At 53.5% G+C, this 15,564-nt stretch carries 15 protein-coding genes; 9 read left to right on the top strand and 6 right to left on the bottom strand.

Features of this window, described 5'->3' with window-relative positions:
• Nucleotides 1-22: 22 nt before the first annotated feature.
• Both purM and purN read left to right on the top strand, forming a co-directional pair.
• A complete protein-coding gene (gene purM, locus V5G20_RS24470) occupies nt 23-1,063 on the top strand; it encodes a phosphoribosylformylglycinamidine cyclo-ligase (protein WP_024983537.1) in 1,041 nt (346 codons plus the stop codon).
• The gene (gene purN, locus V5G20_RS24465) at nt 1,057-1,671 is read left to right on the top strand and encodes a phosphoribosylglycinamide formyltransferase (protein ID WP_375338684.1); all 615 of its coding nucleotides are present in this window, start codon (nt 1,057-1,059) and stop codon (nt 1,669-1,671) included. Before purM ends, purN begins: the two co-directional genes overlap by 7 nt.
• Nucleotides 1,672-1,780: 109 nt before the next feature.
• On the opposite strand, the gene V5G20_RS24460 is transcribed toward purN, so the two are convergent.
• Complete coding sequence (locus tag V5G20_RS24460) at nt 1,781-3,244, bottom strand: hypothetical protein (RefSeq protein WP_172921204.1); 1,464 nt, start codon at nt 3,242-3,244, stop codon at nt 1,781-1,783.
• Complete coding sequence (locus V5G20_RS24455; protein WP_003389450.1) at nt 3,228-3,803, bottom strand: sigma-70 family RNA polymerase sigma factor; 576 nt, start codon at nt 3,801-3,803, stop codon at nt 3,228-3,230. Before V5G20_RS24455 ends, V5G20_RS24460 begins: the two co-directional genes overlap by 17 nt.
• 193 nt (nt 3,804-3,996) lie before the next feature.
• Between V5G20_RS24455 and V5G20_RS24450 the strand changes: the two genes are divergently transcribed.
• From V5G20_RS24450 to purD, 4 genes are all read left to right on the top strand, one after another.
• The gene (locus V5G20_RS24450) at nt 3,997-4,464 is read left to right on the top strand and encodes an SRPBCC family protein (RefSeq protein WP_003389449.1); all 468 of its coding nucleotides are present in this window, start codon (nt 3,997-3,999) and stop codon (nt 4,462-4,464) included.
• A gap of 137 nt (nt 4,465-4,601) precedes the next feature.
• On the top strand, nt 4,602-4,976 hold the full coding sequence (locus tag V5G20_RS24445; RefSeq protein WP_024983539.1) for a hypothetical protein: 375 nt from the start codon (nt 4,602-4,604) through the stop codon (nt 4,974-4,976).
• Nucleotides 4,977-5,158: 182 nt separating this feature from the next.
• On the top strand, nt 5,159-6,706 hold the full coding sequence (gene purH / locus V5G20_RS24440) for a bifunctional phosphoribosylaminoimidazolecarboxamide formyltransferase/IMP cyclohydrolase (RefSeq protein WP_338462575.1): 1,548 nt from the start codon (nt 5,159-5,161) through the stop codon (nt 6,704-6,706).
• Between the two features lie 27 nt (nt 6,707-6,733).
• Nucleotides 6,734-8,002, top strand: coding sequence for a phosphoribosylamine--glycine ligase (gene purD, locus V5G20_RS24435; RefSeq protein ID WP_003389445.1), 1,269 nt, complete (start codon nt 6,734-6,736; stop codon nt 8,000-8,002).
• Nucleotides 8,003-8,250: 248 nt separating this feature from the next.
• Here purD and V5G20_RS24430 read toward each other — a convergent pair whose 3' ends face one another.
• From V5G20_RS24430 to V5G20_RS24415, 4 genes are all read right to left on the bottom strand, one after another.
• Nucleotides 8,251-9,537: an MFS transporter gene (locus V5G20_RS24430; protein ID WP_243014217.1), complete on the bottom strand. Its 1,287-nt coding sequence runs from the start codon at nt 9,535-9,537 to the stop codon at nt 8,251-8,253.
• Nucleotides 9,538-9,548: 11 nt separating this feature from the next.
• A complete protein-coding gene (locus V5G20_RS24425; protein ID WP_003389443.1) occupies nt 9,549-9,992 on the bottom strand; it encodes a MarR family winged helix-turn-helix transcriptional regulator in 444 nt (147 codons plus the stop codon).
• A gap of 93 nt (nt 9,993-10,085) precedes the next feature.
• The gene (locus V5G20_RS24420) at nt 10,086-10,223 is read right to left on the bottom strand and encodes an EYxxD motif small membrane protein (RefSeq protein ID WP_003389442.1); all 138 of its coding nucleotides are present in this window, start codon (nt 10,221-10,223) and stop codon (nt 10,086-10,088) included.
• A gap of 15 nt (nt 10,224-10,238) precedes the next feature.
• Nucleotides 10,239-10,781, bottom strand: a complete 543-nt coding sequence (locus V5G20_RS24415) for a YgaP family membrane protein (RefSeq protein ID WP_081924285.1) — start codon at nt 10,779-10,781, stop codon at nt 10,239-10,241.
• Between the two features lie 162 nt (nt 10,782-10,943).
• On the opposite strand from V5G20_RS24415, the gene V5G20_RS24410 reads away from it, so the two are divergent.
• The 3 genes from V5G20_RS24410 (at nt 10,944) to V5G20_RS24400 (ending at nt 15,553) form a co-directional block, all read left to right on the top strand.
• Nucleotides 10,944-12,707 carry an adenine deaminase C-terminal domain-containing protein gene (locus V5G20_RS24410; protein WP_338462572.1) on the top strand — a complete coding sequence of 588 codons (1,764 nt, stop codon included), beginning with the start codon at nt 10,944-10,946 and terminating at the stop codon, nt 12,705-12,707.
• 611 nt (nt 12,708-13,318) lie between these two features.
• Nucleotides 13,319-14,269 (top strand): branched-chain amino acid ABC transporter permease, encoded by a 951-nt coding sequence (locus V5G20_RS24405; RefSeq protein WP_024983545.1) that lies wholly within the window; start codon nt 13,319-13,321, stop codon nt 14,267-14,269.
• A 9-nt stretch (nt 14,270-14,278) separates the two neighbouring features.
• Nucleotides 14,279-15,553 (top strand): branched-chain amino acid ABC transporter permease, encoded by a 1,275-nt coding sequence (locus V5G20_RS24400; RefSeq protein WP_024983546.1) that lies wholly within the window; start codon nt 14,279-14,281, stop codon nt 15,551-15,553.
• Nucleotides 15,554-15,564: the final 11 nt, after the last annotated feature.

Below are 15,564 nucleotides of genomic sequence, written 5' to 3'. Positions count from 1 at the left end.
CTCTACCGATGGAGGAGAAACCATGAGTGATGCATACAAGCAAGCGGGAGTAGATATAGAGGCGGGCAATCAGGCGGTCGAGCGCATGAAAAAGCACGTCAAACGGACATTCCGGCCGGAGGTGCTCACTGATCTGGGCGGGTTCGGCGCTCTGTTTCGTCTCGATACGACCAAATACAAAAAGCCGGTGCTCGTCTCGGGAACGGATGGAGTCGGCACCAAGCTGAAGCTGGCTTTTGCCATGGACAAACACGACACGATCGGGATCGACGCGGTGGCCATGTGCGTCAACGACGTAGTGGTGCAAGGAGCGGAACCGCTCTTTTTCCTCGACTATCTGGCGTGCGACAAGGTCGTTCCGGAGAAAATCGAAGCCATCGTCAAGGGGATTGCCGACGGCTGCGCCCAGGCAGGCTGCTCCCTGATCGGCGGCGAAACGGCGGAAATGCCAGGCATGTACGCGGAAGGCGAGTACGACATCGCCGGGTTTACGGTAGGCGTGGCTGACGAAGACAAGCTGATTACCGGCGCTTCGGTGAAGCCGGGCGACGTGCTGATCGGGCTGGCCGCAAGTGGAGTCCACAGCAACGGCTTTTCGCTTGTCCGCAAGGTTCTGCTGGCTGACCGCGGCCTTTCTCTGAGCGACCATATGGACGTCCTCGGCAAAACATTGGGCGAGGAGCTCTTGACTCCTACACGCATCTACGTAAAACAGATGTTGTCGCTGCTGGATGCGGTCGAGGTGAAAGCGATGGCCCACATCACCGGCGGCGGCTTTACGGAAAACATTCCGCGCGTATTGCCGGAAGGGACGCAGGCGGTCATCGACGTCGGGACGTGGCCGGTGCTGCCGATCTTTTCCCTGGTGCAGGAATCCGGGAATATTTCCTGGAGCGACATGTACCGCACTTTCAATATGGGGATCGGCATGATCGCGGTCGTCAAGCCGGAGGATGCCGAGCGGGCGATGGAGACGCTGAAGCAGTCGGGCGAGCAGCCGTACCGGATCGGCCATATCGCTGCCGGGGAACGAAAGGTCGTATACAACGGGGTGGCGTGGTGAAGCGGATAGCCGTCTTTGCATCTGGCAGCGGCTCCAATTTTGAAGCGGTCGTGCAAGCGGCAAAAAGCGGCCGTCTGGCGGGAGCCGAGATTGCCCTGCTCGTATGCGACAAACCGGGCGCCGGCGTTTTGGAACGGGCTGCTCGGCTTGGCGTAGATGCGTTTGTGTTCGATCCGAAAGCATATCCGGACAAGGCCGCTTTCGAGCGGGAAATCGTCGCCGAGCTGCAGAAGAGAGAAGTAGAGCTTGTCGTATTGGCCGGATATATGAGGCTGGTCGGAGATACGCTGCTTCAGGCATACGAGGGGCGCATGATCAACCTTCACCCGTCGCTGCTCCCCGCGTTTCCGGGCAAGGATGCCGTCGGCCAGGCACTCTCCTACGGGGTAAAGATAACGGGGGTAACGGTGCATATGGTCGATGCCGGACTGGATACCGGTCCGATCATCGCGCAGACACCTGTAGAGGTGCTGGAGGATGACACAGCCGAGAGCCTGAGCGCCCGGATTCATCAGGTGGAGCATGGATTGCTCGTTGACGTCATCGACAAATTGCTCACAGGCCGGGTAAAAGTGGAAGGGCGTCATGTACGACAAGGAACGAAATAGTGTTTCACTGTACAGTACAATCTGAATAAAATGGGTGTCCCACAAGTCAGATCTGACAATGGGCACCCATTTTTGCGTTGCAGAAGGGGGAAGATGAAAGGGCAGGCTCTTATTCTATCACCATTTGCCACGGGCCCTTCAAGAGGTAGCGCGGTTCCCCGATGGAAAAGGTCAGCTCCTCCATGCCAGGCTGCACCTCCAGCTCCAAGTATTCGATCGCTCCCGTATCTTCGGCTGCTTTCCACATATAGGACATCCGGTCGGCGTTCTGTGTATAGACCTTGAAGCTTTGCAGCGTCTTCGCCAGACCGGAATCAAAGCGGACATTTACGTGCACGCGGACAGTCTCGGAATCGACTCGCTCCACTTTTGTAAAATCGACAGGAAAGCCTGCCAGGAGCACTGTTTGATCAATATTTGCCGATCCTTCCTGTAAAGGAACAGGCACTGTTACCTGCTGTTGCGGTGCATGTTTATCGGCGACGCGAATATACGGGATCGACAAGCGGTAACGCTCTAAATCCTGCGGTGACCCTGTGAAGAAAAACTCGTTCTGATTGGCAAAAATTGAATCTTTTTGGATCTCGAGGTTGCCGCCTCGTTCATTTGTCAGCTTCAGCCTTGTCTCCTCGCTTTTATTGAGCGGATCTATGCCGAAGGAGTCTAGTTCAAGACCGTCAGGCAGGATGGACAGCAGGTTTACCCTGATCCGTTTCTGCGCCATCGGGGTCGTCACTGCCGTAATCGTGACGCCGTTTTTTGCTGCGGTCGGGCCAAGACCGTCTAGATTGCCAGCCTGCTTGGCCAACACAAGCGGCAAGGGACCGATAACAGCCACTGGCAGCTCTACGAATACGGCCTCATGACCGGAAAACGGAATGGCTCCCCGATACGTATATGATGCCTTCCACCCATTGCTTGAGCTGGTGAACGTGCCGTGCTTAAATTCATAGCGCTCCTTATCGGATTGGCCCGTAGACAGGGTGATCTTGTCGGGGGCATGTCCGCCTGTTCCCCTCAGCCTGATCGAGGCTTCCTGCTCCCCGATCATGATGCCGTCCACCTTCCATTCAGAACCGCGCGCTTCTGCCGAGACAGGCTTCTCCAGCACATAGACGGGATGCCCGTTCCCTTCGCTTACTGTGCCAAATCCCGGGAGGAACTGCAGTATCTTTTTGAGTTCTGCCCGTACCTCTTCAGATAAACCGATAGCGGCTCCCAGCAAAACAAGCAGGATGGCTGCAGCGAAAGCCCTTTTATGATAGCGTCTTCGGGGCGTTGCGAGCTTCTTTTGGACAGAGTCGGAGCTTTGGGCATGCGGATGAATGCCCAGCTCATGCCATGTTCTCGTTTTGATCCGGTCCAACGCAGCGTTGTCCAGAGGAAGAGCCGCATGGGAAGGGGGTTCATGCAAATCGTAAAAGTCCGGGAAATCGAGGAAGTTCGGGGATTCTCGGAAGTCCGGGGATTCTCGGAAGTCCGGGAAATCACGGAAGTCCTTGAAGTCACGCCAGTCTTCTTCGCTTATTTGATCAATCAGGTCAAATACGGCTTGTTCATCTCTTCCCTTCATACGTATCCTCCTGTTCCAAAAGGTGCATCTGCTGCCTGAGGGCTTGCCGGGAGCGAAACAGCCGATTCTCGACCGCCTTTTTGGTCAACCCCGTCTCAGCCGCGATGTTCTCCAAAGTCTCGTAGTAAAAATACCGTTTGATAAAAATGCGTCTGTCCGGTTCGGGAAAGGAGCGAATCAGAGCGACAATTTGTGCGGAACGCTCGCGGGAGAGGACAACGGTCTCCAGGTCTGTACGGGAAGTCGGTTCTGCAGCCAATGGCGCTCCATTGCCCCGCTCCTGAAGCTTGCGGCGATAATCCAGCGCTTTGTATTTGGCGAGAATCAGCAGCCACGTTTTCCATGTTCCCCGGCTTTCATCGAATTCGGCAATTTTTTTCCACGCGGTGATAAAAGCGTCGCTTACACACTCTTCGATGTCTTCCCGGCTCCCGATGCCGCCGATGATCCGGTACACGAGGGTGTAGACGTTTTTTCCGTATACGTTCATTGCGTATTCCAAAGCAATCGGATTGCGGTTCTTTAGTTCGCTTGCAAGGTTCTCTTCGCTGATGTTCATTTCGATCCACGCCGGGCCCCTTTCAACGTTCGTTTCATCTATGTATCAATGACTACGTTTCGATTTTGGCAAAACACTCAGACACTCTTCAAAAAACTTTTCGCGATCTCGCTCAAAAGAGCAAACAAGAAGAAGCGGAATGTTCAGTCTTTCCGGTATAATCAAACAAAGTACCTGGAAGGAGAGGAATAACATGGATAAGGTCATACATAAAAGCGTAAAGCTATCTTGCGGCCCTGCGCAAGCCTTTCAATTCTTTACCGGGAGCGAGCATCTGGCCAGCTGGCTGACCAATGCGGCGGAGGTGGAGCCTGTGGCGGGAGGCAAATACGAGCTGTTCTGGGCACCGGACGATCGCGAAAACGACAGCACTATCGGCTGCAAGGTGCTGGCCATCGAGGAGAACAAACTGCTGGTCTTTGAATGGAAGGGGACAAGGCAGTTTGCCTCACTGATGAACGAAGCGCGTCCGCTCACCCATGTCGTCGTATCCTTCATTCCGGACGGAGAAGGAACCAACGTGCAGCTTGTGCATAACGGATGGGGCAGCACAGAAGAATGGGACGCTGCACGCGGCTGGTTTGAGCAGGCATGGAACATGGCGTTGGCCGGGCTTGAAAAGTACGCGAGTGCGCAGCCGGTCGCAAAGTGCTGTGAATAAAAAACGGCGATCCTCTCAGAACGGTTGGACCTATAAGCTGTCCCCCAAAAAAACCGAGCGTATAGACGCTCGTCAACAAAAACTTTTCGCATGCCCCGACATACAGTAAAGGGAAGGTGGAAATAAGGAGGGGCCAAATGAACGGGGACTTCGTAGCCGATCTGTTGGGGAAGCTGAGTAAACGAACGGGTCGGGAGTGGACGCTGACCGACATTATGAAGCTTGCGGAGAAACTCCCTAAAAACGGGAACGGAAATATTGAATCCGTCTTGAGTGAGCTGTCGGATATGGGACTTGATCTTTCGGACGAAACGAAAGACAAAGTCAGGCAGCAGGTAAAAGACGGCAAATCCCTTTCCGCGGATACAATCGGGGAGCTCATGACGACCAGTCAGAAGAAGGAATCGGGAGAAAAGAAAAAATCGTCCCCGAAGGGCAGCGGAAAAGTGAAAAACCTCTCTTTGGCGGAACGGATCAAAAAGATGCAAAGCCGCAAAAAGAAGCGGACATGACAGGATACACGCTGTATCGATAACGAGAACAAAAAAGATACGCAGCCGACTGTGCCCCGGCACCGAAGGCTGCGTTTTGTTTTGTCCGAACAATCTTGATAAAAACGTACAATTATGTTTTAATGTATATGTAATGTTCGTGTTTTTACAACCTTTTTGAAAAAAGTCAGGAGGTTCTATTCGTGAGTGTGAAAAAAGCACTGATCAGCGTTTCGGACAAAACTGGGTTGGTACCTTTTGCGCGCCGCTTGGCTGCCGCTGGGGTCGAGATCATTTCTACCGGCGGGACAGCTTCTCTGCTCAAGGAAGCGGGCATCCCCGTCATTGGCATTTCAGATGTGACCGGTTTTCCAGAAATCATGGACGGACGCGTCAAGACGCTGCACCCGAATATTCATGGAGGTCTCTTGGCTGTTCGCGACAACGAGTCGCATCTTCAGCAGATGAAAGAACTGAACATCGACACGATTGATCTGGTCGTAGTCAATTTGTATCCATTTAAAGAAACGATTGCGAAACCCGGCGTTACTTATGCCGACGCAATTGAAAATATTGATATCGGCGGTCCGACGATGCTTCGCTCTGCCGCCAAAAACCACCAATTCGTCACAGTGGTTGTGGACGCAGCGGATTACGAGAAAGTGGCCGGAGAAATTGAAGCAGCCGGCGATACTACATTGGAAACACGCCGTCTATTGGCTGCCAAGGTATTCGGGCATACGGCCGCGTATGATGCCCTGATCGCGCGCTACCTAAACAATCAGGTGGGAGAAGCATTTCCGGAAAGCCTGACCGTGACGTATGAAAAGGTACAGGATTTGCGCTACGGCGAAAATCCGCATCAGCGTGCAGCTTTCTATCAGGAACCGCTTGCGGGGCTGACTTCTGTCGCTGGCGCTGAGCAATTACATGGAAAAGAGCTTTCCTACAATAATATTAATGATGCGGATGCGGCTCTCGCTATCGTCCGTGAATTTACAGAGCCGGCAGTCGTCGCGATCAAGCACTCCAATCCGTGCGGTGTCGGCATTGGCGGCGATGTCCGCGAGGCGTATCAAAAAGCGTTTGAAGCCGACCCGGTTTCGATTTTCGGCGGGATCGTCGCTGCCAACCGGCCGATCGATAAAGAGACGGCCCTGTTGATGAAAGAAACCTTTTTGGAAATTATCCTCGCTCCCGATTTTACCGAGGAGGCATTGAATGTCCTGACTGAAAAGAAAAACCTGCGCCTCTTGCGCCTGCCGGATCTGGCGCCTGTCCAAAAAGATGCCGCTGTTCTCCGGGTAGCGCCGGTAGCGGGCGGAGCGCTGGTTCAGGATTACGATCTCAAGCAGCTCGCCGATGAGGAGATTCGCGTCGCTACCGACAGAGAGCCTACAGCCGAGGAGCTGGCGCAGTTGAAATTCGCCTGGAAGGTGGTCAAGCACGTCAAATCCAACGCGATCGTACTGGCCGCAGATAACATGACCATCGGGGTAGGAGCCGGTCAAATGAATCGAGTCGGTTCTGCCAAGATTGCCATCGAGCAGGCTGGTGAAAAAGCCCGCGGTTCCGTAATGGCTTCCGATGCTTTTTTCCCGATGCCCGATACCGTCGAAGCAGCGGCAAAAGCGGGAATTACGGCGATTATCCAACCAGGCGGCTCTGTACGGGACCAAGAATCGATTGATGCCTGCAACCGTTTTGGGATTGCCATGGTCTTTACTGGTGTGCGACACTTTAAGCATTAGAAGAGAGAGAATACAGGAGGGAATACGATGAACGTACTGGTAATCGGCAGCGGCGGCCGTGAACACGCCATTGTCTGGAAGCTGGCGCAAAGCTCCAAGGTGAAAAAGATTTTCTGTGCCCCTGGCAATGGAGGAACAGCCCTGCTGGCGAAGAACGTGCCGATTCCCGTTCATGATTTTGCCGCACTGGCACAGTTTGCCAAGGACGAAGGCATCGATTTGACGATTGTAGGCCCGGAGGACCCGCTGCTGGGAGGCATTGTCGACTTTTTCCTGGAGCGCAGCCTGCCGATCTACGGACCGACTGCCCAAGCTGCGAAAATCGAGGGAAGCAAATCGTTTGCCAAATATCTGATGAAGCGTTACAACATACCGACAGCGAAGTATGAATCCTTTATCGACTATGAGTCTGCACTTGCTTATGTGCGTGAGCAGGGAGCGCCGATTGTGGTAAAAGCGGATGGACTTGCCGCAGGCAAAGGGGTCGTGGTGGCGGAGACGCTGGAAGAAGCGGAGCGGGCGTTGTACAGCATCATGGAAGAGAACGCATTCGGCCAGGCAGGAGCCCGTGTGGTCATCGAAGAGTGCATGCGCGGAGAAGAACTGTCCCTCCTCTCCTTTGTCGATGGAGAGACGGTCAAGCCGATGATCACCTCCCAGGACCACAAGCGGGTGTTTGACAACGATCAAGGACCGAATACCGGGGGAATGGGCACCTATGCGCCGGTACCGCACATGTCAGCCAAGCTGGTAGATGAAATCGTGGCAAAAATCGTCCAGCCGATGGCATCCGGCATGGTGCGGGACGGCATTCCGTTTCGCGGCGTGCTGTACACCGGTTTGATGATCACTTCGGAGGGGCCGAAGGTTGTGGAATTCAACGCCCGCTTCGGCGATCCGGAGACGCAGGTCATTCTGCCGCTCCTCAAGACCGATCTGGTGGATATTTGCACGGCGACGGTCAACGGCGAACTGGCTTCCCTGGATGTTGAGTGGAAGCAGGAGAGTGCGGTTTGCGTCGTCATGGCTGCTCCCGGCTACCCCGGTGAGTACCCGAAGGGCTCGCTCATCACCGGACTGGAGCAGCAAGCAGAAGGCGTAGCCGTCTTTCATGCCGGCACCAAGCAAACGCCAGAGGGCACAGTCACGAGCGGCGGCCGCGTACTCGGCGTGACCAGCATCGGCAAAGACCTGGAGGAAGCGAGAGCGTCTGCCTACGAGGCGGTACGTTCCATCTCCTTCGAAGGCGCCCACTACCGCACCGACATCGCTGCCAAGGCGCTGGGAAACCGGTAAGGTAAGGGCGTACGAGAAGCGAGAACGGGTCTGTTCGAATGGGCTTGACCTGCTTCCAAAAAGCTTGTGCAAAAGCAAACAAGCCTCCAATCCCGAGAAGCGGATTGAAGGCTTGTCTTGTTTTGTGATAGTCCGGCAAAAGCCAAAAGCCGTAGAGATGAAAATGGAGAAAACGCGAAAGGTCTTTGGGACACAACCCAGGCGGAATGGAAAAAGGGGAACACGCTTTCCCGACCCAACCAACGCTATTAAACCCCAATCTCCTCCCGGGAAGCCGCTGCCTTTGCCCGTCTCTCCAAAAGCTGAGACAGTAAATAAACGACGAGAAACAGCACCATGCACCCTGCAGACAGGCGGTACATCACTCCATAGCTGGATGCCGAAGCGACGGCTCCCAGCAGCATGGCCCCCAGCGCAATTCCCAAATCAATCGAATTGAGAAAAAGCCCGTTGGCCATCCCGCGCTTTGCCGGAGAGACCTGCTTGATCATCCAGGCCTGAATCGACGGCTGTATAATTCCGTAGCCGAGACCGTAAAATAAGGCGGCTGTCAGCAGCGTCGGGACAGAGGATGCTTGGGAGACCAGCACAAGCCCGATCACGGTCAGCAGGGCTCCGGGAGGAAGAACGGCCCAGTGCCCCTTTTTGTCAAATATTTTCCCTGAGACAGGCCGGATCAATACCATGGCAAAGGCGTTGCAAAGAAAAAACCAGCCGACGTTGTCGATATGAACCTCTTTTCCGAACAGCGCCAAAAAGCTGATCAGGCCTCCGTACGTGATGGAGAGCAAAAGATTTAAAAAGGCTGGAAGCCAAATGCCCCGGCCGGAAGCTCCACTGGTACCGCTGCCGGTTGGAAATGGCTGCTTGCTGATCTGTTGCTTGCTACTCGGAATCTGTGGCGTGCCGGTTTGATTCGCCTGCCCCTCTTTGTTTTCACGCATGGCATGGACCGGTGCCGCCGGCTGTATGATCCGCAGCATAGGGATGATGGCGATTACGAGCACAACAGCCGAAGCGGAAAGGGCGACAAACCCGAATTGTCCCAATATCCAAAGTCCGATCACGGGCGCAATCGACATCGCCAGACTGGACGAGAGGCCAAAGTACCCCATGCCTTCCCCCATCCGTTTGGGCGGGATGACATTGGACGCAAGAGTAGGAAAGGTCGTGCTCGTCATCCCGAATCCGACGCCGAATACAATACGCATGACAAGCAGAAAGGCGATTGTCCCTGCCCAAACGTAACCGGCTGTCGCAAGAATAACGATAGACAGTCCGAGCAGCAAAATCGTTTTGCTGTTTTTCGGTTGCAAAACCTTGCCAGTAAAAATCCGGGCGACCACAGCCGCAAAGGCAAACAGGCTAATCACCAGGCTCACCGTGAAATCACTCGCGCCGAATTGATCCTTTACATACGCCGGGAATGATGGCGTCATCATTTGCAAATTCAAAAACAACAGCAGGTTGCAAAGCGTCAGGAGGACAAACTTGCCCGTCCATAGCTTTTCATTTGTCTCTGGTTTCTCTTCCACCTATTCCACTCCTACTCCATGATGACTTGGTTGACATTGTTTTGAATGGTCAAAAGAGTGTCCTTCAACAGCTCAAGCCGTTCCGGGTCTATGCCTGCAAGCATTTCATCAATCGCTTGTTTCTCCAGAGGTATAGCCTGCTCGACAAACGATTTTCCTTTTTCGGTCAGATAGATTAAAAAAGCGCGCCGATCAGCAGGACTCACCTTTTTCTCGATCAATTCCTTCCGCAAAAGAACATCGAGTATCCGGGCAGTCGTCGGTTGATCCTTGGCTGTGCGGATGGCGATCTCCTTCTGGTTGATGCCGTCCTGCTCGCACAGCCTGAGCAACACAGCCAGCTGTTCCGGTGTAATATCCAGCTCCTTGAGGCGGATGGTGACAAGATGGCTCACCCGCCGATAAGTGATACCGAGAAGAAATCCGATTGATTGATAGTGAGGCGTAGAAACCATGAGGGACAGCTCCTATCCAAAATGATTGTCATAACAATTATATGTATAACATATTTTCTTGTAAACCAAAATTAACAAAAGGAGATACGCCTGTTATTGGCGGTATCTCCCTTTGTTTTTGCGCGTGTTGTAAAAAAAGTATCCCATCGCCGCCACGCAGGCTATGATGATGGCGATGACAAACACATTGTGGGAAAACCATTCGTACAGGGGAGGGCCGACAATCGTCATAAAGCAGTCCTCCTCTTATGAATAGGTAGGGTACAGATGCTCGTCCCGACTGTACCGTTCCGAAGGTTTTTTCTCCAGATCGCTGTCTTCGTCTTCCATGAACTGATCGGCTGTCGGATAGGTGACGTGTTCTCGCAGGGCTGCTTCCAGTTGTTTATCCTCCTGGGACAGCTCCCTTGTGGCAGTGGCTGCCCCTTTCTCAGGCGACATCCCGGCTGCCATCGCTTGAGACATCTCGGAGGTCATGGCCGCATTCTCGCCTTGCTTGCCGCCTCCCTTTGACCCCGTCATTTGCCGCATGGCTGCGCGGACGCCGGCTTCGGTCATTTTTCCGACAATCTTGTTCATTCCCTTTTTGGTAACTGTATCGGTATTCATCGCATACAGCATCGGACAAAATCGGGTCGCACCCTCCGCTACCTTCATGGCCGACATGGTCATGAGCAGCCAGGGGGTACGATAGGGGCGACGGCTCATTTTGCCGACCCCGTATGCAAGTCCAACAAGTCCGGCAGTGATGCGAATCATGGCATCTACAGTTCCGACGTTCCTTCGCATGTGGATTCCTCCTGTCCAACTTGTATCTACCGGTTAGTGTGTGCGGGTCTTGGGAAAACAGCCAAGGAAAATGTTTCTAAGATGGCGAAGCTTTAAGGTAACAAGAAGGGCATCAGAAGAAATGACTGAAATCGTTTTTAAAGGGAAACAGGAGGGATATTCATGCGAGTTCGTTCGATAGATGAGGCTGCTCATCGAAAGCTTCTGCGGGTGGCAAGAAGGGAAGAGCCGGCAGATATGTGGATCAGGGGAGCAAAAGTATTGCATGTCTATACAAAGGAATGGCGGGAGGTCCACATAGCCGTTTCCGGCGAGAGGATTGCGTATGTCGGGGAAAAAGAGCCGGTGACTTGCGAGGGGACGACGATTGTGGAGGCCGATGGCAAGTGCGCTGTTCCCGGATACATTGAACCTCATGCGCATCCCTTTCAATGGTACAATCCGTTCACGATGGCGGATTTTGCTTTGGCGCGCGGGACGACGACGTTGATATCGGACTCTTTGATGCTTATGACGCTGCCTTTTGCGCAAGTGGCTGACATCATGGAAAAACTGGCGGAGCATCCCGTAAAGCAATTTTTCTGGGCAAGGCTTGATCCCCAGATGAGACGCACAATGGCATCGCCGCCGTTCGACAGAGAAGGCATTGGCCGGATGCTGGAGCACCCCCGTGTCATTCAGGGCGGAGAGTTGACCGACTGGCAAGGCGTATTGGCCGAGGATGAAACCTTGCTGTACGGCATCAAGCGAGCACTGGATGTGGGCAAGCGAATGGAGGGGCATCACCCCGGCGCCTCTGTGCAAACGCTGAATGCGGCAGCGGCTCTGGGCATCACTGCCTGCCATGAAAGCATTACGGCCGAGGATGTGCTGGAGCGGCTGCGAGTGGGGATGTACGCGACCCTCCGCCATTCATCGATTCGCCCCGACCTGCCGACTTTGGTGCAAGGGTTGCTGGAAGCAGGGATTCCCTGGTCATCCCGGATGATGCTGACCTCAGACGGCAGCACGCCGCCGATGTACCGCCATGGCCTGATGGATTATACGATCCGCGTGGCGATTGAAGCAGGCATGCCGCCAGTCGAAGCGTATGCGATGGCCTCGCTCAATCCGGCCGTCTACTACGGGATCGACAGCGAAGTGGGCGGCATAGCTCCCGGACGGCTGGCCGATATTCTGCTTCTGACGCAACCCGGGGAGCCGACGCCGGAAGAGGTCATCGCAAACGGACAGCTCTCGGGGAAAGATGGAAAGCTGCTCGTCCCGACGGTCCAGCCAGTATGGACAGACTACGATTTTCCGTCCGTCTCCCGGGAAATGAAGGAAATGCAGGTGAAAACAGAATGGTTCCGCATGAAGGACAAAGGAGTGCCGGTCCCTGTCATTTGCATGCTGAACGCAGTCATCACCAAAATGGAGCAAGCGAGCTTACCCGTGGATACGCAGGGATATGTTTCGCTGGAAAACGACCCGGAGCTCGCGCTGCTCTGTCTGATTAACCCTGTGCAAAAACGTTTGACCCGGGCAGTCGTCAGGGGATATGGCAGGGATCTAAAGGGGCTGGCCAGCACCTATACGGCATCGAGCGATTGGCTGGTGATAGGACGTTGTGCCCAGTCTATGGCGCAGGCGCTGCAGAGGGTCATGGAAATGGACGGCGGGGTAGCCATGTACGAAAAAGGAAAGGCAGTCTTGGAATGCCCGCTTCCGCTGGGAGGCAAGTTCTCCCCCGCACCGATGGAGGAAGTGATTGACATGGCTGAGAGGTTTACGGGATTGATCCGGGAAAAAGGCCACGAGCATCTGGACCCGCTCTATTCCCTGCTGTTCTTTACGGCTACTCATCTGCCGTATGTGCGGATAACAGCAGAAGGAATCGTGGAGGTAAAGTCGGGGAAGATCCTCGTTCCTTCTGAGTTCTTGTAATGGAAAATACTTACATTCTTTAATGTGACATAGCATTGATATATTCTTTCCTCGCTTGCTTTTTACGATTATGTATTGGAATTATATGTAGCGTAAAAAAATAATTTTTTCTCTTGTAAATTTTCTAATTTCTTTTAAAATGAAAAAGAATCAAGCTGCGTCAATGATATAGGCTGATTGATCCGGTGTTTACATAGGTTCAAACTGGCAGATCAGACAGCTTGATTGATGATGAAGAAAACATAAAGAGAAATAAAAGGGGGATTCAATTGGCATGAAGGGAGATACCGGTAATTCCAGGTAGCGAGCTTACTGAATCTTTTGATATGATAGTGGTAGCTGATTTTTCAGTCAAATCACACTATTTTGCGGATAGAAGCAGGCCATTCGTAATAGGCGAAAAGAAAGGCGACTGTTGCGCAAATGGACAAGATTCGCTTTCGGACTGTATTGGTTCATAGGGCGCGAGGAAACAGCATCATAGACGCATCTGACGAGCCTCATTCAGCAAAAGGGGCGGCACATTCCGTGCGGTCCCTCTTTATTGGCGTTGTCGCATGCAAAAAATTGAAATTCACCACAAGTTTACGAAGGAATGAGGGATGGGAAGCATGCTGCTCAACATTTTGCCTCAGGTGTTGGTTGACGGGTTGACACTGGGATTCATGTACGCCGTCGTCGCTCTCGGCTACACCATGGTTTACGGTATTCTGGAATTTATCAACTTTGCCCACGGGGAAATTTTCATGGTGGGTGCCTTCGTAGGGACAGAGGTTTTGTTGATCTCTGACTCCTTGGGCGCTCTTGAAGGAATGAACCCGTACGTGGCTTTCTTCCTGACGCTCGTCATCGCGATGGCGCTGACAGGGGGACTCGGTGTGCTCATAGAACGGGTCGCTTACAGGCCGCTTCGGGGTGCGCCGCGTCTGGTTCCTCTGATTTCGGCGATTGGCGTTTCCTTTTTGCTGCAAGACCTGGTTCGCTTTACCGAGGCGATTGCCCGCAACGAATTTTATCTGAATACTCCCGCACTTTTCTCGGGCAGCATTTCTCTCGGGATTGCTTCGATTCCGACAAAAGGCTTTATCGTTATCGTTCTTGCCATTGTTATGATGATTGCTTTGACGCTGTTCATCAACAAGACGAAGTGGGGCATCGCAATGCGGGCGGTCGCGCAGGATCAGTCGACGGCATCGCTGATGACAATCAACGTGGACAAAGTCATCATGCTTACCTTCCTGATCGGTTCGAGCCTTGGCGGAGCAACGGGTGTTCTGTTTTCGCAAAACTACGGTACGATTGACCCATACATCGGCTTTATCCTCGGCCTGAAAGCCTTTACCGCTGCGGTTCTCGGGGGTATCGGAAACCTCCGCGGAGCGATGGTGGGCGGCGTGCTGCTGGGCCTTCTGGAATCACTGTCCGGCGCGTATATGGGACCGTTGACCAACGGAGCCTTCGGTGCCGAATACAAGGATGTATTTGCGTTCAGTATTTTAATTCTCGTGCTTCTGTTCAAGCCGGAAGGTCTGTTTGGCGAAGCAGTGAAAGAGAAAGTGTAGGTGAGAATCATGGCAAACATCGGATGGAAGTCGATGAAAGGAATCCCGCTGGTCGTTACACTGATCTGGATCGCTGTCTCTGCAGCAGCCCTGCACTTCATGGAAAAGTCCGTCATCGCGTTTCTGGGAATTTTGTTCTCGATTATTCTGATCTACTATACAAACACGGACAAGCGGGTTCGCCTGATCCTGGGTGCCGCCGTTTTGCTGCTGATCATTCCGCTGGTGGCGGGGGACAACCGCTACTATATGGAAGTGGCTTCGCAGGTGGGCATCTATGTGGCGATGGCGCTCGGCCTCAACATCGTAGTCGGTTTTGCCGGTCTGCTTGACCTGGGGTATGTCGCCTTTTTTGCAGCGGGTGCTTACGCGTATGCAATTTTCTCCACCTCTCAGGCAAACGAGTTTATTCCTGGCGGATTGTTTCCGTTGTCAGGAGACTGGTTCTGGCCATTTCTCATCGTCGGCCTGATCGTGGCGGCTATATTCGGGATTTTGCTCGGTTTGCCGGTACTGCGGGTAAAAGGCGATTACCTCGCCATCGTTACACTGGGCTTTGGTGAAATTATTCGGATTATTTTTAACAACCTGGATAAGCCGATCAATATTACGAACGGTCCCCAAGGGATTACGCCGATTCCGTCTCCGGAGCTGTTCGGCGTCAAGATGGGGACGCCGTTTTACTTCTACTTTATCGTCCTGTTCGTGATCATTTTCATCGTTATCGCCAACATCCGCTTTGAGCACTCCCGTCTGGGCCGCGCGTGGGTGGCGGTGCGGGAGGACGAGCTGGCCGCGCAGTCGATGGGTATTTCCCTGTTGAACACCAAGCTGGCTGCGTTTGCGACAGGCGCCTCTTTTGCCGGTGTCGTGGGAGTCATCTTTGCTGCCAAACAGACGTTTATCGATCCGACGTCCTTTACCCTGATGGAGTCGATCGGGATTCTCGTGATGGTCATTCTCGGGGGCAGCGGCAGCATCCCTGGGGTTATTCTCGGGGCCGCCTTTGTCACAGTGCTTCAGGTACAGCTCTTGAAAGAGTTCTCCAACTTCCTGCATTCGCTGCAGCAATCGGGAGTCATCAATCTGCCCAACCAGCTTGACCCGTCCAAATTCCAGCGTTTGATTTTCGGGATTATGCTGATCCTGGTGGCGCTTTACAGGCCAAACGGGTTGATCCCGGCCAGGCGCAAGAAGAACGATCTGGAGGCCATCAAAGGAAGCAAATACGCTGGAGGCAAGCTTGGCATCTTGAGCAAGCTTACCCAGGGGAAACAGTCGTAGCGAAGAAGGAG

Source organism: Brevibacillus borstelensis, from assembly GCF_036700025.1.
Taxonomy (GTDB): domain Bacteria; phylum Bacillota; class Bacilli; order Brevibacillales; family Brevibacillaceae; genus Brevibacillus; species Brevibacillus borstelensis.
Note: the sequence above shows the minus strand (reverse complement) of the source record. Positions and strands in the feature narration are given on the sequence as shown.

Coding starts and splice junctions, on each gene's coding strand:
- purM (WP_024983537.1), top strand. CDS start 23: ATGAGTGATGCATACAAGCAAGCGGGAGTAGATATAGAGGCGGGCAAT.
- V5G20_RS24460 (WP_172921204.1), bottom strand. CDS start 3,244: ATGAAGGGAAGAGATGAACAAGCCGTATTTGACCTGATTGATCAAATA.
- V5G20_RS24455 (WP_003389450.1), bottom strand. CDS start 3,803: ATGAACATCAGCGAAGAGAACCTTGCAAGCGAACTAAAGAACCGCAAT.
- V5G20_RS24450 (WP_003389449.1), top strand. CDS start 3,997: ATGGATAAGGTCATACATAAAAGCGTAAAGCTATCTTGCGGCCCTGCG.
- V5G20_RS24445 (WP_024983539.1), top strand. CDS start 4,602: ATGAACGGGGACTTCGTAGCCGATCTGTTGGGGAAGCTGAGTAAACGA.
- purD (WP_003389445.1), top strand. CDS start 6,734: ATGAACGTACTGGTAATCGGCAGCGGCGGCCGTGAACACGCCATTGTC.
- V5G20_RS24425 (WP_003389443.1), bottom strand. CDS start 9,992: ATGGTTTCTACGCCTCACTATCAATCAATCGGATTTCTTCTCGGTATC.
- V5G20_RS24420 (WP_003389442.1), bottom strand. CDS start 10,223: ATGACGATTGTCGGCCCTCCCCTGTACGAATGGTTTTCCCACAATGTG.
- V5G20_RS24415 (WP_081924285.1), bottom strand. CDS start 10,781: ATGCGAAGGAACGTCGGAACTGTAGATGCCATGATTCGCATCACTGCC.
- V5G20_RS24410 (WP_338462572.1), top strand. CDS start 10,944: ATGCGAGTTCGTTCGATAGATGAGGCTGCTCATCGAAAGCTTCTGCGG.
- V5G20_RS24405 (WP_024983545.1), top strand. CDS start 13,319: ATGCTGCTCAACATTTTGCCTCAGGTGTTGGTTGACGGGTTGACACTG.
- V5G20_RS24400 (WP_024983546.1), top strand. CDS start 14,279: ATGGCAAACATCGGATGGAAGTCGATGAAAGGAATCCCGCTGGTCGTT.